Origin of the sequence: Nonomuraea sp. NPDC048901 (assembly GCF_040649695.1) — a bacterium.
Classification (GTDB): Bacteria; Actinomycetota; Actinomycetes; order Streptosporangiales; family Streptosporangiaceae; genus Nonomuraea.
Genome location: NZ_JBEZFW010000009.1, coordinates 459010 through 479503, shown reverse-complemented (window position 1 = coordinate 479503; position 20494 = coordinate 459010). Strand labels below are relative to the sequence as shown.

16 protein-coding genes are annotated in these 20494 nt (G+C 71.1%); 6 read left to right on the top strand and 10 right to left on the bottom strand.

The window, feature by feature from the left end; all coding sequences use genetic code 11:
- Positions 1–117 precede the first annotated feature (117 nt).
- The 5 genes from AB0C30_RS31885 to AB0C30_RS31865 are packed head-to-tail and all read right to left on the bottom strand — an operon-like array spanning position 118 to position 6417.
- The gene (locus AB0C30_RS31885) at positions 118–957 is read right to left on the bottom strand and encodes an ABC transporter permease (protein WP_357951602.1); all 840 of its coding nucleotides are present in this window, start codon (positions 955–957) and stop codon (positions 118–120) included.
- Positions 926–1897 (bottom strand): ABC transporter ATP-binding protein, encoded by a 972-nt coding sequence (locus AB0C30_RS31880; RefSeq protein ID WP_357951616.1) that lies wholly within the window; start codon positions 1895–1897, stop codon positions 926–928. Before AB0C30_RS31880 ends, AB0C30_RS31885 begins: the two co-directional genes overlap by 32 nt.
- Before the next feature lie 5 nt (positions 1898–1902).
- Entirely contained in the window at positions 1903–4365 is a 2463-nt protein-coding gene (locus AB0C30_RS31875; protein WP_357951601.1) for a PEP/pyruvate-binding domain-containing protein, read from the bottom strand.
- Positions 4362–5195, bottom strand: coding sequence for a class I SAM-dependent methyltransferase (locus AB0C30_RS31870; RefSeq protein ID WP_357951599.1), 834 nt, complete (start codon positions 5193–5195; stop codon positions 4362–4364). Before AB0C30_RS31870 ends, AB0C30_RS31875 begins: the two co-directional genes overlap by 4 nt.
- Before the next feature lie 31 nt (positions 5196–5226).
- A complete protein-coding gene (locus AB0C30_RS31865; protein WP_357951597.1) occupies positions 5227–6417 on the bottom strand; it encodes a nucleotide disphospho-sugar-binding domain-containing protein in 1191 nt (396 codons plus the stop codon).
- A gap of 169 nt (positions 6418–6586) precedes the next feature.
- On the opposite strand from AB0C30_RS31865, the gene AB0C30_RS31860 reads away from it, so the two are divergent.
- Positions 6587–7738 (top strand): nucleotide disphospho-sugar-binding domain-containing protein, encoded by a 1152-nt coding sequence (locus AB0C30_RS31860; protein ID WP_357951596.1) that lies wholly within the window; start codon positions 6587–6589, stop codon positions 7736–7738.
- A gap of 38 nt (positions 7739–7776) precedes the next feature.
- Here AB0C30_RS31860 and AB0C30_RS31855 read toward each other — a convergent pair whose 3' ends face one another.
- On the bottom strand, positions 7777–9594 hold the full coding sequence (locus tag AB0C30_RS31855) for a BTAD domain-containing putative transcriptional regulator (RefSeq protein WP_357951594.1): 1818 nt from the start codon (positions 9592–9594) through the stop codon (positions 7777–7779).
- A gap of 894 nt (positions 9595–10488) precedes the next feature.
- Here AB0C30_RS31855 and AB0C30_RS31850 point away from each other — a divergent pair.
- From AB0C30_RS31850 to AB0C30_RS31830, 5 genes are read left to right on the top strand one after another with little or no spacing between them, the layout of a single operon-like run.
- Entirely contained in the window at positions 10489–10731 is a 243-nt protein-coding gene (locus tag AB0C30_RS31850) for a DUF6059 family protein (RefSeq protein WP_357951592.1), read from the top strand.
- On the top strand, positions 10725–12377 hold the full coding sequence (locus AB0C30_RS31845; protein WP_357951591.1) for an acetyl-CoA carboxylase carboxyltransferase subunit alpha: 1653 nt from the start codon (positions 10725–10727) through the stop codon (positions 12375–12377). Before AB0C30_RS31850 ends, AB0C30_RS31845 begins: the two co-directional genes overlap by 7 nt.
- Positions 12370–12852 carry an acetyl-CoA carboxylase biotin carboxyl carrier protein gene (gene accB, locus AB0C30_RS31840; RefSeq protein WP_357951589.1) on the top strand — a complete coding sequence of 161 codons (483 nt, stop codon included), beginning with the start codon at positions 12370–12372 and terminating at the stop codon, positions 12850–12852. The genes AB0C30_RS31845 and accB overlap by 8 nt, the downstream gene beginning before the upstream one ends.
- A gap of 5 nt (positions 12853–12857) precedes the next feature.
- The gene (locus AB0C30_RS31835; RefSeq protein WP_357951587.1) at positions 12858–14228 is read left to right on the top strand and encodes an acetyl-CoA carboxylase biotin carboxylase subunit; all 1371 of its coding nucleotides are present in this window, start codon (positions 12858–12860) and stop codon (positions 14226–14228) included.
- Positions 14229–14232: 4 nt separating this feature from the next.
- Positions 14233–15273, top strand: a complete 1041-nt coding sequence (locus AB0C30_RS31830) for an NAD-dependent epimerase/dehydratase family protein (RefSeq protein ID WP_357951586.1) — start codon at positions 14233–14235, stop codon at positions 15271–15273.
- A gap of 54 nt (positions 15274–15327) precedes the next feature.
- On the opposite strand, the gene AB0C30_RS31825 is transcribed toward AB0C30_RS31830, so the two are convergent.
- From AB0C30_RS31825 to AB0C30_RS31810, 4 genes are read right to left on the bottom strand one after another with little or no spacing between them, the layout of a single operon-like run.
- A complete protein-coding gene (locus tag AB0C30_RS31825; RefSeq protein WP_357951585.1) occupies positions 15328–18435 on the bottom strand; it encodes an AMP-binding protein in 3108 nt (1035 codons plus the stop codon).
- On the bottom strand, positions 18428–19300 hold the full coding sequence (locus AB0C30_RS31820) for an NAD(P)-dependent oxidoreductase (protein WP_357951583.1): 873 nt from the start codon (positions 19298–19300) through the stop codon (positions 18428–18430). Before AB0C30_RS31820 ends, AB0C30_RS31825 begins: the two co-directional genes overlap by 8 nt.
- Positions 19297–19680, bottom strand: a complete 384-nt coding sequence (locus AB0C30_RS31815) for a SchA/CurD-like domain-containing protein (protein ID WP_357951581.1) — start codon at positions 19678–19680, stop codon at positions 19297–19299. The genes AB0C30_RS31820 and AB0C30_RS31815 overlap by 4 nt, the downstream gene beginning before the upstream one ends.
- A 13-nt stretch (positions 19681–19693) precedes the next feature.
- On the bottom strand, positions 19694–20452 hold the full coding sequence (locus AB0C30_RS31810; protein WP_357951579.1) for an SDR family NAD(P)-dependent oxidoreductase: 759 nt from the start codon (positions 20450–20452) through the stop codon (positions 19694–19696).
- Positions 20453–20494 lie beyond the last annotated feature (42 nt).

Sequence of the window (20494 nt, the reverse complement as noted above, 5' to 3'; positions counted from 1 at the left end):
GGGGCAGGCCCCACTCTCCCACTCGGGGGGGGGGGGCGGGCCCCCCCCCCCCCCCCCGCCCTCTGTCGTCTTCTTGCTGACGGCTCTACCTGCCGACGGCTCTACTCGCTGACGGCTCTACTTGCTGACGGCCTTGCGGAAGAACCGGATCGAGAGCAGCGCGGTCACCAGGGTCCCGCCGACCAGCGCGAGCATGAACGCCCACTGCGGCATATGCGGCATGACCGGTGTCAGTACGGCGCGCAACGCCTCGCTGAGGTAGACGATCGGGTTGAGCAACACGAGAGCCTGAAGCCAGGGGAGGTTGCCGAGCGCGGCCCAGGGATAGTAGACGCAGCCCAGCATCAGCGCCGGCATCATGATCACGGTGAAGAGCAGGTTGAACTGGGTGGGGTCGATGATCGTCCCCAGTAGCAGGCCCAGGCACGACGACAGCAGCGCCCCCGAGACGACGACGGCGGCGAACAGCGGCCAGCTCGTCACCAGCAGCACCGGCGACTCCCCGGGAGCGTGGGTGAAGTAGAGAACCGGGAAGACACAGATCGCGGCGAGCAGCGCCTGTATCGCGCCCGAGGTGATCTTCTGGAGAGCGAGCGCCCAGAGCGGGATGGGGGCCAGCAGCCGGTCCTCGATCTCGCGCGGGAAGGACATCTGCGAGATGAGCGGCACCGAGACGCCCATGATGCCGGCGTAGATCATCGTGGTGGCGAGGATGCCAGGGATCATGATCGTGCTGTAGGAGACGCCACCGGCGGCCGGGGAGAGCTGGGCCGCCGGCAGGACGTACGAGAAGACGAACATGAACAGCAGCGGCTGCACCAGCACCCGCGACAGGAACGTGAACCACTGCTTGCGCAGCACGACCCTGGCGTCCCTGGCCAGCATCGCCCAGAAGGTGTGGGCCCCGCCCAGGCGCCGCGTCTCCTCAGCGGGCGGCGCGATGTCCAATGTGGTCATTGCGGTACTCCCTTCCGGTCAGCGCCAGGAAGACGCTCTCCAGGCTCGGGCGCAGGGTGGTGATGTCCAGCAGGTCGGCGCCGTGCGCGGCGCCGATGTCGATCAACTCCCGCAACAGGCCTTCTGGCCGGGTGGTGACGACGCGGATCTGCGCCCCCGAGACCGTCACCGCGCTGACGCCCTCGCGCCCGAGCAGGGCCCGCGGCTCGCCGGGCGGCGGTACGTCGTAGGTGGCGGTGATGACGGTGTCGCCGTGGGATTTCTTGAGCGCGTCGACGGTGTCGCAGGCCAGCACCCGCCCCTTGTCGATGATGGCCACCCGCTCGCACAGCGCCTCGGCCTCCTCCAGGTGATGGGTGGTCAGCAGGACCGTCTGGCCGCTCGCGTGCATCTCCCGCAGCACACCCCACAGATCGATCCTGGTCTGCGGGTCGATGCCGGCGGTGGGCTCGTCGAGGAAGAGCACCTCGGGGCGGTTGATCAGGGTACGGGCGATCATCATGCGGCGCATCTGGCCGCCCGACAGCTGTGCCGCCTCCGCGTCGCGCCTGTCTGCCAGCTCGAACTGCTCCAGGAGCAGCTCGGCGCGGGCCCGCGCCGCCCGCCGGGACAGCCCGACATAGCGGCCGCGGAACTCCAGATTGTCGATGACGCTCAGCTCGCGGTCCAGGGTGTTGAATTGCCCCATGACGCCGATCCTGCGCTTGACCTCCAGCGGGTCGCGGCTGACGTCGAAGCCTGACACCCTCGCGACGCCGCCGCTGGGGGTCACCAGCGTGGTCAGCATGCCGATCGTCGTGGACTTGCCCGCGCCGTTGGGCCCGAGCAGCCCGAAGAACTCCCCACGCCCGACCTCCAGGTCGACGCCGCATACGGCGTGCACCTCGCCGGACGGTGGGGTGTAGGTCTTGCGAAGGTCCCGCGCCTCGATGGCGGACATCGACGTCACGACAGGACCTCCACCAGTCCGGCCCGGCCGTCCACGGTGACGAGCTGGCCGTCGCGCAGCAGCCGGGTGGCGTTGCCGGTCGCGACGACGGCGGGCACGCCGTGCTCCCTGGCGATGATCGCCGGGTGGGAGAGCAGCCCGCCGCTGTCGGTGACCAGCGCGCCGACACTGCCGAACAGCATCGACCACTGCGGCGTGGTCTCCGGGCAGACCAGCACGTCACCCGGCTCGAGCTTGGCGAAGTCGGCCTCGCTGACCAGGATCCTGACCGGCCCCGTGTAGCGCCCGGCCGAGGCGGCCACGCCGCGCAGCAGGACGCCCGGGCTCTGTTCCGGGCGTTCGGAGCCGACCCGGTAGGCGGCGTCGACCCAGCGCATGGGGGCCAGCGCGGCGTGATCGTCGGCGTCCAGCCCGGCCATCGTCTCGGCCACCGGGGGAAGCGTGGGCGGGTCCCCGTAGGACTGGGGCCCCATGTGCATGGCGGCCCATGCCACGCGCGCCGTCTCGGCGGCGACCAGCTCGCCTCGCGGCCGGCCGTCGGCGACGGCCGAGCGCACCTCGTCCAGGTTCAGCATGAACACCTCGGCCTCCTCGGAGATCTGGCCACGCAGGGCGAGGCGACGGCCCGTCTCCAGCAGGCCGAGCCGGAACAGGCCCCAGGCGGTGTGGGCATGGAAGGCCGTGTCGTCCCTGAGCGGGTAGGCGATGAGCGCGCGCTCCAGCAGCCGGTCGAACCGGGCGACCGTGTCGCTCCCGGAATCGTCCCCAGGGGTGGCGAGCCGGGCGTGGGCCTCGGCGACCGCCTTCTTCCGTGCCCTGGCCGCCTCAGTGCCCGCGGCGGTGCCGGGGGCCTCGAGCTGGGCGGCCACCAGGCGCAGCAGGGAAGCGGGGCGTTCGGCCATGGTGGGCTCGGCCAGGTCGGCGCCGAGGCAGCGCAGGCCGTACACGTCCATGAACGCCCGCACCCGGGCGGCGAACTCGGGATCGGCGGCGAGGACCCGGTCGGCCTCCGCCTCCTGGAGCAGCAAGTCCCGGACGGCGGGCTTACCGCGGGCCAAGGCCGCCAGGCCGGACAGCTCGCGCGCGGGTTCGCTGGTCTTGCCCGGCGTCCCGGACACCAGCACGAGAACCTGGGCGACGTCCCAGCCGAGCAGTTCCTCGCAGACGGCACCGAGCTCGCCCCAGACCAGGCTGGATGCGCCGCCCACCAGAAAGTGCAGACGTTGCGCCTCGGCGGCCAGTTCGTGCAGCGCGGCCAGCCGGTCGAGCAGCTCGGTGTCGGTCAGCGCCGCCAGGTCGGTCCGCTTCGCGCGGTCGATGCCCGCGGCGATCTCCGGCTCCCAGGTGTCGTGCCAGGAGCTGACGAGCTGCCAGGGTTCGTCGGCGCGCAGGGCCGCCGCGATCCGGGTGAGGCGCTTCAGGATGGCTTCGGGCTCGTGGATGAGAGCGATCCTGACGTAGGACCAGCCCTCGATGCTGCGCACCTGTACGCGGTCCGCGACAGCGAACCTGAACAGCTCGGTGCTGAAGTCATTGACGGCCTGGATCAGAGTGCAGACGTTCATCGGGGACAGCGGCTTGAGCGAGTACTCGCCACGCGTCCAGAATCCGGGCGGCGGCGCTGATCCGTTCGGTGCCCCCGTGTCGCCGAGAGTGGTGATCGGACGGGCCTGCAGCAGCGCCACCGCGCCGCCGTACCAGGCCCACTCCACGTCCACCGGCACCCCCGCCCACGCCTCGACCCTGGCGACCAGGTCGGCGACGGCCGCGACCTCCTTCTCACCGAGCGCGTTCTCGGACTCCGCGGTCCGCGTGGGCCTGCCTTCGCGTACGGACCACTCGTCGGGCGTGGCCTGCCCCGAGACCAGCCGCTCCCCCAGCCCCGCGACCACGCTCACCAGCGTCTCGTCCCGGTCGCCTGTGACGGGATTGGCGCTGAAGGCCACCCCAGCCGCCTCGGCGGGAACCATGCGCTGCACCAGCACGGCCATCGAGGGCTCCCGGTCACCCCGGTAGGCGGCGACCCGGTCATGGAAGGCCGAGGCCCAGCAGGTCCGCACCGCGTCCAGCAGCGCGTCGTGCCCCGTGACGTCGAGCACCGTGTCGTACATCCCCGCGTACGAGCGGCCGGGGAGGTCCTCGTCGGCGGAGGAGGAGCGCACGGCGACGGGGCCGCCGCCGAGCGCGTCGTAGGCCGCGCACAGGGCATCGGCGACCTCACGGGGGACCCCGCCTTCCGGCAGCGCTCCCTCCCCCGCAGCTCCCTCCGCCACAGCTCCCTTCGCCACAACTCCTTCCTCCAGCGCGAGGGCCAGCGCACGCGTGGTGAGTACGAACCCGCCGGGCACGAGAAAACCCGCGGCCATGAGCCCGCCCAAGGTGGCCGCTTTGGTGCCGACCTGGGCGGAGGTGGCCCCACCCAGGTCGGCCAAGGCGAGCGTCAGCGTGCCGGAACTCACCCGACCGGCTTCCGCAGGGCGGCCGTCTGCGTCATCACCGGGTACACCTTCGAGATCAAGAGCTCGGGCAGCAGGTCCACGACCCGCTCGAAGTCGAACTCGGGGAAACCGAGCAGCTCGCGCGGGTCGCCGGCGACCAGGTCCAGGCCTGAGCGCTCGACCAGGGCGTGGACGTCCTGGTTGATGCCCCACACGTTCCTGGTCATGACCCCGAACGGCTTGAGGTCCAGGAACAGGTCGACGGTCAGCAGCAGCATCCCGCCCGGACGCAGCAGCTTGACGCAGTGGTCGATGATCTCCAGCGTCTCGGCGGCGTCCAGGTGTTCGAGGACCGACAGGCAGAAGATCCGATCGAAGCTCTCGACCCCGAGGTCGGCGTCCTGGATCCGCTCGGCGACGAGCTTGACCGAGGTGCCGAAGGTGTTGTTGAGCACCTGGTGCCGGTTGGGGGTCAGCAGGATGTAGCCGGGGTCGCTCCAGTCGTTGTAGTCGCTCCTGGCCGTGGGATCGACGTTGACGACGTCGTGCCCCTCCATGCCGGCCACGAACTGGAAGCCGCTGGCGCCGCCGCCGATGTCGAGCAGCCGCTTGGGCGAGTCGAGCTCGGCCGTGAGGTAGGCCCACGGGTATTCGTAGATGCGCGTGTGGCTGGCGGGCTGGAAGGCGAACGGGCCGAAGTCAGGGCCGCTCGGGTTGTGCTGGGCGGCCCGGACGTCCTGTGTGGGATGCCCGCCCGCGGCCAGGCGCCGACCGGCGGCGTGGCCGAACGGGGCGCCCCAGCGCTCGTTCCACTTGCGGTAGTCCTCGGGAAGTTGCTTTCTGCCGATCATGCGGATCTACCTTTCGGGATCACTTTCGGGATCAGGAGTGAGCCGGCGCGTGCGGTGAGCGGGCGGCGAGATCCTCCAGCACGCCCACGATCTCCGTGGGGGCCTGCTGGCTCACCGCCTCGTCGTGCAGGCTGCGCACGGAGGCGCGCAGTTCCTCGTCATCGAGCAGCCGCCGCACATGGGCGCGTACCGCTTCGGGATCGGCGTCTTCGGGCATCAGCACGATGCCGCCGCCCGCTCCCGCGAGGCGGGCGGCGTTGAAGGCGTGGTCGGGGAACTGCGGCACGATCAGTTGTGGCACGCCGCAGACCAGGCTGGTCATGGTGGTGCCCGTGCCGCCTTGATGGACGATGGCGTCGCAGGTCGGCAGGAGCATGTGCAGCGGCAGGGACTCCACCAGCCTGACACCCGCCGGAAGGTCCCCCACCAGGGCCGCGTGCCCGGGGGCGACGGTCGCCACGACCTCCACGTCGAGCTCGGCGATGGCCCGCAGCATCGTGCCGGCCAGGACCATGTTCGGGTTGAGCCTGCCCAGGGTGGTGCCCCAGGTAACACAGACACGAGGCCGCTCGGCCGGCTCCAGCAGCCAGTCCGGCATGACTCCCGGGCCGTTGTAGGGGATGTAGCGGATGAGCTGCCGGGGGTACTCCGATGGGACCTGCATGCGCGGCGGGCACGGGTCGACGGTCAACGCGCCGATCGGGTCGACGGGGGCGGAGATCCCCAGCCTCTTGCGCAGCGGCTCCAGCAGCTCCACCTCCAGTTCCCGCGCCGGGTAGGCGATGTCGGGCGCCTTGAGATGGCGGACGTTGGGCACGCCGAGCGCGGCCGCGGTCAGCGGTCCCGCGAACCCCGACGGGGTGTGCACCACCAGGTCGGGCCGCCAGGCGCGGCCGAAATCGACGAGGTCGTCCACCATGGCCTCAGCGAGGTCCACGAAGATCCGCAGGGCCGCCTTGCCCTTGCCCTTGCGCAGCTCGCGCCAGCGCTCGGGAGTCATCTCCGCTGTTCCGTCGATGCCCATCTGCTGGCGTACGGTCTCCACGAAGTCGATGTCCTTGCCCACGCTGACCGCGGGCAGACCCGAGTTGACGATCGGGTCGATGATCCCCGGCTGCCCGGCGACCCGGACCTCATGCCCGGCGTTGCGCAGGGCCCAGGCCAGCGGGACCATCGGGAAGTAATGCGGGCTCCACGCCCAGGTGGTGAACAACACGCGCATAGGGCGACCACTCCCTCGGGTGACATGTGCTGTCACGGTCGCAGCGAGCGTTCGCGATCCGCTCGAGTATCGATGAGCCGGGGTGCCTCAACCGATCCAGGATCGGCTCACGAGGGGCCGGTCCCACGCTGACGGCCAACCCTCATCGCACCATCGACAGGAGCGCCTCATGCGGGTCCTCTTCACGACGTACGCCGCGGCCTCGCACTACTTTCCGATGGTGCCGCTGGGCTGGGCCCTGCGCCTGGCCGGGCACGAGGTGCGGGTCGCCGCCCAGCCGTCCTTCGCCGCGCGGATCGCCGAGGCCGGGCTGCAGCCGGTCGCCTCGGGCACCGACGCCGACCCGGGCGCCGCCTGGCTCGGCCTGGACCTGACCGTCAGGGGCGACCCCGCGGGCGGCGCCGATGAGCGGACGGCGCGGACGATGACGATGTTCCGGCTCGCGGCCGAGGCGATCGTGGACGACGTGGTCGCCATCGCGCGGGAGTGGCCGGCCGACCTGGTGGTGTTCGAGCCGCGCGAGTACGCCGGACCCGCGGCGGCGCGGGCGCTCGGCATCCCCTCGGTGAGACTCCCCTACGGGATCGACCACACCTCGCCGCGGCGGGGCGCCGAGTGGCCGCTGCTGGCGCCGCTGTGGGAGCGGCTGGGGCTGACCGGCGTCGACGCGGCGGGGACGGCGACGCTGTGCCCGTGCCCGCCCAGCCTGCAGATTCCCGGCCTGCCCGAGCGGTGGCGGATGCGCTACATCCCGCACAACGGGCGCACCCACGCGCCGGCCTGGCTGCACGAGGGCGGACCCAGGGTCTGCGTCACCTGGGGCACCTCGCTGGCCCAGGCCCGAGGGAATCTGGAGCCGCTGGAGGAACTGCTGCGCGCCCTGGCCGGCGTGGACGGCGAGATCGTGCTCGCGGTGGACCCCGCCCAGCGTGAGCTGCTCGGTGACCTGCCTCCAGGGGTCAGGGTCGCCTGCGGCGTCCCGCTGAACCTGCTGCTGCCGACCTGTGCCGCCGTCGTCCACCAGGGCGGAGCGGGCACCACGATGACGGCCGCCGCGTGCGGCGTCCCCCAGCTCGTCGTGCCCGTCAAGGGCGACCAGCTGGTCAACGCCGAGCGCGTGGCCGCGCGCGGCGTCGGCCTGTCAGTGCCCTACCCCCAGCTGGACGCCGCCGAGGCGAGGCAGGCGGTACGAGTCCTGCTGAGCGACCAGTCGGTACGGCGGGCCGCCCTCGAGGTGGCGGCGGAGAACGCCGCCCAGCCGAGTCCGGCCGAGGCGGTGACCACCCTCACCGAGCTGGCCGGCGCATACGCAGGTGCCTGAGCCGGCGCATGCTGGTCGGCGCCCGAGCCGGCGGCTGACTAGACAAGACCCAGGATCGGCCCGACGGTCTCCAGGAGCTCCATGGCGAACAGCCGGAACAGCACGGGGATCTGGTAGCCGATGTCGCCGTTGGGCAGGCCCTGCTCGACGGCGGTGTGCAGGAACTGCCTGATGACCAGGCTGTCGAGCGTGCTGTCCACGAGCTGTCTGTCGCCCTCCAGCATCGACGCGGCCGCGCCAAGAGTGAAGATGGAGGTCTTGGCCGCCGCCAGGGTGAGCACGGCCGACCGCTCGACATCGTCGAGTTCCTGGTAGCTGGAGGCGATCTCCGCGCGGATGTCGAGGTCCTCGGTGCGCAGCTCGCTGAGCCTGTCGCACTCGTCGCTGAGCCGTACGACCAGCTTGTCCAGCGTCCAGTGCGGCGCGGCGACCAGGCGGTCGGCCGCCGTACGGATGGCCAGCGGCCACAGCCCGCACATCGTGACGATATCGACGGCGGCCTCGGGCTCAGCGGCCACTCGTTCCTTCCCGACGATGTTGCCGAGCATCTCCACCGCCTCCTCGACGGTGAGCAGGCCGATGCGCAGGTGGTCGGCTCCCGCCAGCCCGGTCAGCACGGAGCGGCTGGTGACCACGACCGCCCAGTGCGGGCCGCTCGGCAGGAGCGGCCGTAACAAGGCGGCGGAGGTGGCGTTCTCGAGCAGCAACAGTCCCGCCCGGTTGGCACCCCAGGCCCTGAAGAGCTGCTCACGACCGCGCAGGCTGCTGGGGATCAGATCGGGGCGCACTCCGACCGTCCGCAGGAACCCGGCGAGCACCTCGGCGGGATCGGCCGGCCCGGTGTCGCCGGCCAGGTCGGCGTAGAGCTGGCAGTCGGGGAACCGGTCTCTCACCCGGTGGGCGGCCCTGCTGGCGAGCACCGACTTGCCGATGCCCGCCGACCCCGTCAGCACGACCACCCTCGGGGCGGTCTCGCGCGGGGTGAGCAGCCTGTCCAGGTCGGCCAAATCATCGTTTCTTCCCGCGAAGTCGCCGATGTCCGGCGGAAGCTGCGCGAGCTGCACGTTCTGCAGGATCGTGCCACCCCACGTACGGGCCTGCACGGGAGGCTGCAGCGAAGGCGCGTCGGACAGCACTTCCTGGTGCAGGCGCCGCAGGGCGGGGGACGGGTCGAGCCCGAGCTCCCGGTTGAGCGAGCAGCGCAACTCGTGGTAGACCTCCAGCGCGGTGGAGCGCCGGTCGGACCGGTAGAGCGCGATCATCAGCTTGGCGTAGAGATCCTCGTGCAGCGGGTTCTCGGCGACCAGCGCGCGCAACTCGCTGACCAGCTCGTGATGCCGCCCCAGCTGCAGGTCGGCTTCGACGCGCAGGACCAGCGCGCGCAACATGGCCTCGTCGATCCTGGCGACCTGCGCGGAGAGCAGCGCCCCGCGCTGCACGTCGGGCAGCGCGCTCCCCCTGCACAGGCGAAGGGCGGAGTGGAGCGCGGTGGAGGCCTCCTCGACCTGGCCCGTGTCCAGAGCCGCCCGCCCCCTGGCCAGGAGCTTCTCGAACACGGTCAGGTCGAGGTCGTCGGGCGAGATGGCGGCCACATAGCCGAGTGGCTTGGTGATGAGGATGTCGTCGGCGTGCTGTCCCGCGTGCACGGCGAACAGTTTGCGGACCTGGTAGACGTACGTCTGGAGGGTAGTGACCGCGCTCTTGGGCGGCGACTCGCCCCAGATCTCCTCGATCAGCGTACTGACCGGCACGACGCGGTTGCGATGGGTCACCAGCAGAGCGAGCACGGTACGCTGCTTGAGCGCACTCGGCGTCAGCACTTTATCGCCCTCAGTGACCTCAAGTGGACCCAGCACACGGAATTGCATATGCCACCAGCCTTCGCTTGACCCGCCAAGCGCCAGGCGTCTCCACGGGCGGCAGCAAGCTCCAACGCCTCCGGTAGCCGGAAGGGCAAGCCACGATCATCCGGCCCGAGACAGTGCTACGAAGACCCCGAGAACCACCTGAGACTCGACGCGAATTCCCCGTTAGGGCGAAGCCTTTCAGCTCGCCCTCCGGCCTGCGCCACCTCCGACATACGGCGCCAGAGGCGCTCTGACTAAGTCACATCGAGCAACATATAGAAGCATGTTATTGAAAGTCCAGGGTTTGTGACAGCATCTGAACATAAATCCGGACAGGCCGCCGAAGCTGGCTATTCCCTGGCAACTCTGCCGCGGGCCGCGTCCACAACGAAGCGGGTCGACCTGGCAATGTTTCCGAAAGTGACGAGTGCGTCACCGTTAGGCTGTCAAGAATTGCCCAACATTCCAAAGAACATTGTCAACAGTCATTGGGGACAGTCCAGAACCGCGTTATGTGTCACTTAACGGATGAGGCGCCTACCGTCCGCAACCAGGGCCCCTTGCGGCGCGGGCGAGCCGGCGCCGCCGGATCACCCGCGCCCCAGGAGGCCCTGGAGCTGCTCGGCGCCGACGGGATCGGCGGACCGACGCCTACCTGGCACCACACGACACAATGATCAACAATGCGAGCTATGTTCCGTTTGTCTGACATAACACTTCTTATGACCGATAGTCGGATTGTCGCACCTCAAGTCGATCTCTACCGATCCTCGAGCGGCGAGACGCAGAGTCACAAGGAAGGACGTCCCCAACAATCTTCTCGCGCCGCCAATCGAGCGAGGCGGAGAATATGACAATTGCTCACATCCGGTAAGGTAACCGGCTGTTAACAAAGGGCGTGCGATGTCCCTGAAAATCATCGGAAAATTTTTCTGGACGAAATCCCGGGCATTCGCCCGCTATTTGACGACAGGTCTGGCGGCGATTGGCCACTCCCATTATTCATGGTCGGGGGACTGGATGCCTCCCGAGGAGGCGATGGTCCCCGGGCACCCTGAGCGTCTCGTATCGCACCTGCGGCCCTCCGACGAGGAGAGGCGACTCTGGGCCCAGTTCGGCAACGCCCCCGATGAGGCCCGATGGTGAAAGGGACCTGGGCGCGCTGCGAGAGCTGCCGCACCCCCGTGTACGACCGGCGGCTGGCCCGCACTTTGCAGGTGTGCCCCGAATGCGGGCACCACGGGCGGCTCGACGCCCGCCACCGCCTTGAGCTGCTGTTCGACGACGGGGAGTGGAAGGAACTGCCGGCACCGCCCGACGCCGACGACCCGCTGGACTTCACCGACATCCGCCCCTACCGCGAGCGCCTGGAACAGGCACGCGAGTCGACAGGGCTGGATGAGGCGATCGTCTGCGCGACGGGCACGATCATGGGGCGTCCCCTCGTCGCGGGCGCGATGGACTTCCGTTTCCTCGGCGGCAGCCTGGGCGGCGGCGTCGGTGAGCGCATCGAGCGGGCGGCGCGACAGGCCCTGAACGACCGGATCCCGCTGATCCTCATCAGCGCCTCGGGCGGGGCGCGCATGCAGGAGGGGGCCCTGGCCCTCATGCAGATGGTCAAGACCAGCCAGGCCCTGACCAGGCTGGACGAGGCGGGAATCCTGACGATCTCGCTGGTCACCGACCCTACCTACGGCGGTGTCGCCGCCTCCTTCGCCGCGCTCGCCGACGTGATCCTGGCCGAGCCGAGGGCGCGCATGGGCTTCGCGGGGCCGCGCGTGATCGAGCAGACGATCGGCCATCGGCTGCCCGATGGCTTCCAGACGGCGGAGTTCCTGCTGGAGCATGGCCTGATCGACGCCATCGTGCCGCGCGCCGAGCTGCGCGAGGTCATCGGGCGGCTGCTCGCCACCGCCGACGGCGAGCGACCTCCCCGTGTGCCGTGCGCGAGGGTCAGCCGGGTCATGGGCCGCCCTGACGACGCCGATCTGTGGCGGGCCGTGCAACTCGCCAGGGATCCCGGCAGGCCCACCGCGCTCGACCACGTGGACGCCATCGTGGACGGGTTCCAGGAACTGCGTGGCGACCGCGCCTCCGGCGACTGCCCGGCGATCATCGGCGGCGTCGGCGACCTGGCCGGGCGGCCGATCGTGGTGATCGGCGTCCAGAAAGGCCACGACCTGCGTGAGCGGATCGCCCGCAACTTCGGGATGCCCTCGCCCGCCGGTTACCGCAAGGCGAGGCGGTTGCTGCGGCTGGCCGCCAAGCTGCGGCTGCCCGTGCTGACGCTCGTCGACACGCCGGGGGCCCATCCCGGGCAGGAGGCCGAGGAGCGCGGCCAGGCCTTCGCCATCGCGGAGAACCTCCGTCTGATGTCCGGACTGCCGGTTCCCATCGTCAGCGTCATCACCGGTGAGGGAGGCAGCGGCGGAGCTCTCGCGCTGGCGGTGGCCGACCGGGTGCTGGCCCTGGAGAACGCCGTCTATTCGGTGATCAGCCCCGAGGGCTGTGCCAGCATCCTGTGGCGTGACCCGGCCGCCGCGCCGCGCGCCGCCGCGGCCCTGCAGCTCGGGGCGCACGGGCTGCTACGACACCGCATCGTCGATGCCGTCATCCCCGAACCGCCCGGCGGCGCCCACACCGATCCGCAGGCCACCTCCATGGCCGTCAAGGACGCGGTCGCCGCTCATCTGGACGAGCTTGCAGAGCTGGAGCCCGCCGTACTGGTAGAGGAGCGCCGCAGGCGCTTCTCCCTGTACGGGGGCCCGGGAACGGGAGACTTCCATGACTGACACACCACCAACTGACACACCACCGCAGGACTCAGCGGCCACGGGAGCCCTGGCAACGTTGCGGCATCACCTCATCGGGATTCTGGACGCCACCCGCGACCGCCCCGTGGCGCACCTGCGGCTCGCCTTCTCCGGCGCCGAGGTGGAGCTGGCCTGGCCCGCCACGCCTTCCACCGATCCGCCCGCCGTCCCTTCCGCCGATCCGCCCGCCACCCCTGCCACCGTGTCCGGACACGCGGTCGCCGCCCCGCTCGTCGGCACCTTCTACGCGGCGCCCGCCCCGGGAGAGAAGCCGTTCGTCCAGGTGGGCGACTACGTCGTCGCCGGTCAGCAGCTCGGCATCCTCGAGGCGATGAAGCTGATGAACAGGATCGACGCCGACGTGGCCGGCCATGTGGCCATGGCCTGCGTCATCGACGGCACACCCGTCGAGTACGGCCAGGAGTTGTTCGTCATCATCCCGGAAACCTCCTGAGCGCCATGTTCAAGACCATACTCGTGGCCAACCGCGGGGAGATCGCGCTGCGGATCGTCCGCACCTGCAAGGAACTCGGCATCAGGGTCGCCGTCGCGCACTCCACAGCCGACGCGGACTCACCCGCCGTACGGCTGGCCGACCAGGCCGTCCAGATCGGCCCCGCGCCCGCGCGTCACAGCTACCTGAACATCCCCGCCGTCATCGAGGCCGCCAGGCTCTGCGGCGCGAACGCCATCCACCCGGGGTATGGCTTCCTGTCCGAGGATCCCGACTTCGCCGAGGTCTGCGCCGACCACGACCTCACCTTCATCGGCCCGTCTCCGCGGGTGCTGTCCACCCTGGGCGACAAGGTCCACTCGCGTACCGCCGTGGTGGGCGCCGGGCTCCCCGTGCTGCCGGGCAGCCGTACCGCGACCTCGACGGCCGTGCAGGCCCAGGAGGCGGCCGACCATCTGGGTTACCCGGTCATCATCAAGGCCAGCGCCGGCGGTGGCGGGCGCGGCATGGCCGTGGTCGACCATCCGCGCGAGCTGTCCGGAGCCTTCGCCAGGACCAGGGCCGAGGCGCGGTCCCTGTTCGGTGACGACCGCGTCTACGTGGAGCGCTACCTGCGATCCAGCCGCCACGTCGAGGTTCAGGTCCTGGCCGACCAGCACGGCGGCGTCGTCCATCTGGGTGAGCGAGACTGTTCGGTCCAGCGCAGGCGGCAGAAGCTGCTGGAAGAGACGCCTTCGCCAGGGCTGCCGGCCTGCCTGCTCGACGGGATGACCTCCGCCGCGACGCACGCCGCCCGTGTCCTGGGATTGACCGGAGCCGCCACGTTCGAGTTCCTCGTGGAGAAGGACGGCTTCTACTTCATGGAGGCCAACTGCCGGCTGCAGGTGGAACATCCGGTGACCGAGATGGTCACCGGGATCGACCTGGTGCGTGAGCAGATCCTGATCGCGGCCGGGGAGCCGCTGTCGCTCACCCAGGACGACGTGGCGCCGCGGGGGGTGGCCGTCGAGTGCCGCGTCAACGCCGAGGACCCGGCGCGGGCCTTCATGCCGACGCCCGGGGTGCTGGACACCTTCGTCCCGCCCGGCGGTCCCTTCACCAGGGTCGACACGCACGGCCACGCCGGACAGCGGATCAGTCCCGAGTACGACTCACTGCTGGCCAAGGTCGTCGTGTGGGCGCCCGGCAGGGAGGCCGCCCTGCGCCGGATGGACCGGGCCCTCGCGGAGTTCCGGATCGAGGGCGCGGGCCTCCACACGACCGCCGGCTTCCTGCGGCAGGTCATCGACCATCCCGCCTTCGCGGCGGGCACCCACTCGACAACGCTGGTCGAGGAGATGCTCGACCAGTTCGGCGACCGCTCCGAAAGGCATTAGAGACATGCGCGTTCTGGTCACGGGAGGAGCCGGGTTCATCGGGACCCGCATCGTGGAGGCCCTGCGGGAGCAAGGTCACGAGGTGCGGGTCCTGGACGCCCTGCTGCCGGCCGTACACGGGGGACGGCTGCCCGACTTCCCCGACGACGTGGAGTTCATCCATGGGGACGTCCGCGATCCCGGCACCGTGGAGGCGGCGATAAGCGGGGTCGATGTCGTGTGCCACCAGGCCGCGATGGTGGGCCGCGGGCACCACATCTCCGACGCGCCGGAGTACGCGTCGATCAACGACATGGGCACGGCGATCCTGCTGGCCGCGATGACGAAGGCGGGAATGGGCAGGCTCGTCTTCGCCAGCTCCGTGGTCATCTACGGTGAGGGCGTCTACACCTGTGCCGAGCACGGCCGCGTGTCGCCGGGGCCGCGCTCGCCCGCCGACGTGGCCGAGGGCCGCTTCGACCCGCTCTGCCCCCGCTGCGGGTCCACGACGGCGCCCGCCGATCTCGACGAGGACGACCGGCTGGCCCCGCTCAATGTGTACGGTGCGACCAAGCTGGCCCAGGAGCACCTGGTGGGAGCATGGGCCAGGGAGACCGGCGGCACGGCGGTGGCGCTGCGCTACCACCAGGTGTACGGCCCCGGCATGTCACACGACTCCCCCTACTCCGGGGTCACCTGCGTCTTCCGCTCGGTCCTGCAGAACGGGCAGGCCATCGAGCTGTTCGAAGACGGCGCGATGCGCAGGGACTTCATCCACGTCCGCGACATCGCGCTGGCCAATGTGGCCGCGATAGGGGTGGACCGCCCGGGGTTCCGCGCCTACAACGTGGCGACGGGAGCGCCCAGGACGGTCGGGCAGCTCGCCCACACTCTTACCGACCTGTCGGGAGGCCCCGCGCCGGTGATCACCGGCCGCTGCCGCTTCGACGATGTGCGCCACCTCGTGGCCTCCCCCGCCCGCCTCAGGAGCGAGCTCGGCTGGGCCCCCACTGTGGCCTTCGAGGACGGCATGAAGGAGTTCGCCACCGCCCCCATGCGAACCTGAGAACCACGGGCCGGGGAGACGACCAGGGCCGCCTGAGAGCTGCGGCCCTGGTCGTCAGGCTCTTGGAATCGCGGAGTCTCCGGCGGACAGGGATGTGACGAGGGACTCGGCCTCGGCCAGGCAGCGGTCGGCCAGGCGCCGGGCCTCGGGTTCGGTGAGCACGTCGGAGCGGTAGCGCAGCATGGCACGAGGCCGCGGCGCGGGCCAGACCTCGAAGGCCACGTCACTGCGTTCGCGGGCGGGCCCGATGCGCTCGCCCTCGCAGGTGATGCCGGGCAGCTCGATCCGGCCCGGTGCGTAGTCGTGCATGGCGAAGCGGACCTGGAGCAGCGGGTGCCGGGGTGCGTCGGCCGGCGGGTCGTAGAACCTGTCGATCGGCACGACCGGCGAGGAGACCGCCGCGCGCAGGCCGTCGGCGACTGCTCTGACCGCCGCCATCGGATGGGCGGAGAGCCCGGGGAAGCGCAGGGTGATGAGAGAGGCGAAGCAGCCGATCACGTCTTCGGTCTCGGGGATGGACCTGGCGGCCACGGGCACCGTCACGGGGAAGTCGTCCGCGCCGGTGTGGGCGCGCAGCGCGCGAACGTAGGCGGCCAGGAACAGCGCCGTCACGGTGCCGCCCGCGAGCGCCGCGGCCCGCGCCGCCCGTTCCAGCAGGCTCTGGTCGATCGCCAGGACGAGCTCGGCCGCGGGACCGACCTCGTCGGCCGGGCCGGGCAGCGGCAACGCGGGCATCCCCGCCAGGTGGTCGGCCCAGAAACGGCACGCGTCGTCGTAGCGGGGCGCCGCCCACCGCTCCTGCTTGGCGATCACGCGGTGGAAGGAGGTCGGGACGCGGTCCGGCGGACGGCGGCCCGCGACCAGGTCGGCGTAGACCTGGCCCACGTCCCGCCAGAACAGGACTTCCGACCAGCCGTCGAACCCCGAGTGGTGCGCCGACAGCACCAGCAGGTGATCATCGGTGCCCAGCGGGATGAGCAGCACCCCGAGCGGGGTTTCGCGCCCGATGTGGTAGCGGCGCCGGGCGAAGGCCGTGGCCAGCTGCCGCGCCGCCGCCAGGTCGCCCGCCGGCTCGGCGACGGTGAACACGGAGGGCAGGGACGCGGGGTCGAGGATCTCGATGGCCGGTCTGCGTCGTACGGCCGGCAGCCGGGTATGCAGCGACTCGTGCCAGCCGACCACGGTGTCGACGGCGGCGGCCAGGGCCGCTCGGTCCAGCGGCCCGCGCAGCCGATACTCCATGCCGATCAGCGCCTGGTCGTGCTCGGGGCTGAGCCACTCGCTGAGCCAGAATCTGTACTGGTTGAGCGGTAGCCCGTCGAGCCAGTCCGGGCTGCCGTCCTCCGCCTCCGCGCAGGTCATGGAACCCGGGTGCAGGAGCTTGGCGATCCGCGCCGGGGTACGGCGCTCCAGTATGTCGGCGGCGGCGATGACCTGCCCCAGCCTGACCCGGATCCGGTTGGCCAGCCGTACGGCGGTGAGCGAGGTGCCGCCCCTGACGAACAGGTCGTCCCCCTGGCCGATCGGCCGGTCCAGCAGGTCACCGGCGAGCTCCATGATCGTCCGCAGCTCGGGGCCGATCGGCGCGGGGTTGTCCCGCTCCTGCTCGGCGGCGCCGCCGGCGTCGTCAGGATCGGGGAGCAGGCCGGGCAGCGCGGCGTAGTCCACCTTGCCGTTGGCCAGCAGCGGCAGCGCCGCGAGCGGGACCAGCGTGTCGGGGACGAACGCCTCGGGCAGGCGGCTCAGCAGGTCCTCGCGCAGGGCCTTCGGGCCGACCCGGGTGCCGGCGTCGGTGGTGTAGCAGGCGGCCAGCCGTACCGGCACCCGCGTGCCCGCGGGCAGGGCGAACGCGGCGGCGCGCCCGACCCCTGGGACGCGCTCGATGACGTGCTCGACCTCGCCGAGCTCGATGCGGAAGCCGCGCAGCTTGATCTGGCGGTCGCGGCGGCCGGCGAAGACCAGGTCGCCTGAGTCGTCGATCCTGGCCAGGTCGCCGGTCAGGTAGACCCGTCGCGGCTCGCCGTCCAGCTCGAGTGTGGGGAAGCGGTCGGCGGTGGCCTCGGGATCACCGAGGTAGCCGATGGCCAGTCCGTCGCCGCCGATCGCGATCTCACCGAGCTCACCGGGGGCACTCAGCCGCCCTTCCGCGTCCAGCAGGTACACCGTCGTGTTGGCCACGGGACGGCCGATCGGCACATCCTCTCCCTCCTCGGCGCTGGTCACCAGGTGGGCGGTGGCGCAGATGGAGCTCTCGACGGGTCCGTAGGCGTGGACCAGGCGCATCCCTGGGTGCTCGCGCACGCCCGCGGCGAAATGCCGGCCCGAGGCGCGCTCGCCGCCGGTGACCATGAGCTCGATGCCGTCCAGGCAGCGGGGGTCGTCGTCGAGGGCCGCGTTGAACAGCACGGCGGGCAGGGCCAGCACGTTGACGCCCTGGGCGACCGCGTCGCGGATGCCCGCGGCTGTCAGGTGCCCCTCCTCGTGCAGCATGCAGAATCCGCCGCGCATCAGCGGGACCCACAGTTCCATCGCGAACACGTCCCAGGCGACGGACGCGCTCTGCAGCGAGTTCATCGGCCCGTCCAGGGTGTGCAGCGGGTCGAGCGCGGTACGGATCACGCCTCGGTGCGGCGCCAGCACGGCCTTGGGGGTGCCGGTGCTGCCCGAGGTGAGGAAGACGCAGCAGGGGTCGGTCCCCGAGCCGCGCTCGGGTGGCTCGGCGGGCGGCAGGCGCCAGCCCTCGCGTAGCAGCGTGGCGGCGGTGACGACGCCGTGGCGCAATGTCCCGCCCGCGCCGGTGATCTCCACGCGGGGGGTGACCAGGTCGGTGAGCTGCTCGTAGCGGGCCCGCGGCCAGTCTGGAGGGACCGCCGCGTAGGCCGCGCCTCTCTTCAGTACGGCCAGCAGCGCCGCGACCATGCGGGGGCCGCGCCGCATCCTGACCGGCACCACGTCGCCGGGGCCGACGCCGCGCTTGGCCAGCGCCCCCGCCATCGTCTCGGCGTCGACGACGAGGTCGGCGTAGGAGGTCTCCTGGCCGCGCCAGCGCAGAGCAGGGGCGGCGGGGTGCAGCGAGGCCTGCCGGTCGATCCATTCGTCGATGTGCTCGCCGTGCTCGTAGGAGACGACGGGCCCGCGCAGCACCGGTGCCCCGTCACTCATGCGCACCCGCCGCCGCTTCGCGCTCGGCCAGCTCGATGAGGACCGCGGCGTCCAGATCGCCGTCGCCCGAGGCGATGACGGCGGCGAAGCGCTCGGCCGCGCGTTCCGCGACCGGGAGGGCGACGCCCAGCTCGGCGGCGGCCGCCATACCCAGGCGCAGGTCCTTCTCCATCAATCTGGCTCTGAAGGCGGCGGGTTCGTAGCGGCGTTCGCGCATGATGCCGGCGCGGAAGGCCATCACCTTGGAGCTGAAGCCACTGGCGGCGATCGCGTCCAGCAGCAGCTCGCGGGAGATCCCGGCCCGCACGCCGTAGACGACGGCTTCGGCGAGAGAGGCGACCTGCGCGCCGAGCAGCAGGTTGAAGACGAGCTTGAAGGCAGCGGCCTGACCTGTGGGCCCGAGATGGATCACCTCCTTGCCCAGCGCGTCCAGCACGGGGCGCGCCACCGCGACGTCCTCCGCCTCCCCCGCGGTGAGCACCCGCAGCTCGCCCGCGCGCGCCTGCGACGGATTGCCCAGCAGGCTCGCCTCGACGAAGCGCCGTCCGGCGGCGACGACCCGCCCGGCCAGGAGCCGGGAGTAGCCGGGCGACACGGTGGAGGTGTTGACGATCACGGCGTCCGGCTTCACCTCCGCCAGCACCCGCGCGGTCAGGACGGCGTCGACGGCGGCCTCGTCGCTGAGGCAGAGCAGGACCAGCTCGGCGCCGGCCGCGGCCTCCGGGGGCGAGGCCGCCACGACCGCCCCGGCGAGGGACTCGGCCCGCCCGGCAGTCCGGTTGTGGACCGTGACGGGGAATCCCGCCGCCAGCAACCGGTGGGCCAGGCCCGCTCCCATCCCGCCCAGGCCGATGACGGCGATCACGCCGTCGTCTCCTTCGCCGGCTCGGCCGACAGCTGGGAGATGCAGCGCATCAGGCTCGCCGAGAAGTGCCGCTTGAACCCCTCGGTGGTACCGGTGTCGCGGGGGCCGGCGAGGTAGGGCTTGAGCTTCTCCTCGATCAGGTGCACGCCCTTGTGCCCGGCCATGTGCCTGGCCACGTGCTCGATCGCGCCCTCATAGTGGATGAACCTGACGAGGGTCGCGTCGTTGATGAACACGGCCGTGCCGAGCAGGCGGCCGGCGATCTTGCCTTCCTCGTCGCGCAGTTCGGGAGTGTCGACGCGCTGGAAGTCGGCGAAGATGGCCGCGATCTCGTCCTCGTGGCCGGGCTTGACGTTGTAGGTGATGGCTGCGTAGGGCATGGCCCCTCCTCCGCTAGATGCCGCCGTCGACGGTCAGGGTGGTGCCTGTCAGGTAGGCCGACAGGTCGCCCGCCAGGTAGAGGGAGGCGGCGGCCACCTCTTCCGGGCGGCCCAGGCGGCCCAGGGCCGTCATGCTCTTGATGCGCTCGACGACGGGCGGCGGCAGCGGATCGCCACCTCCGGTGTCGATGATCCCGGGTGCCACGGCGTTGACCCGGATGTCGCGAGGTCCCAGCTCCTTGCACAGGGAGCGGGTCAGGCCGAATATCCCGGCCTTGGCCGCGGTGTAGTGGGAGCGTCCCGGTACGCCCCGCAGCGCGGCCGATGCCGCGACGTTGACGATCGCCGAGCCTGGGCCGAGCAGCGGCAGGCATGCCTGGGTGACCCGGAAGACCGAGGTCAAATCCAGCCCGAGTACGCGCTGCCATTCCAGCTCGTCCAGGTCCGCCAAGCGGCTGTGACCGTCTACACCCGCGTTGTTGATCACGGCGTCCAGCCCGCCGAACTCCGTACGGCACTCGGCGGCCAGGCGGGCGACGTCGTCGGCTCTTGTCAGGTCGGCCCGGACGATCCGGTGCGGGGTGCCCAGTTTGGCCGAGAGGGCGGCGGCGGCCGCCTCGTCGGCGTGGAAGCAGGTCACCACGCGGGCTCCGGCCCGCGCGGCGGCCAGCACCGTGGCTCTGCCGACCCCCCTGGTGCCTCCCGTCACAAGCAGGCGCTTGCCTGCCAGAGCAGTGTCCATCGCTCTCTCGCCCATGACTCTCTCGTCCATCACTCCTCCTCGCCCATCGCTCTCTCGTCCATAACTCCTCCT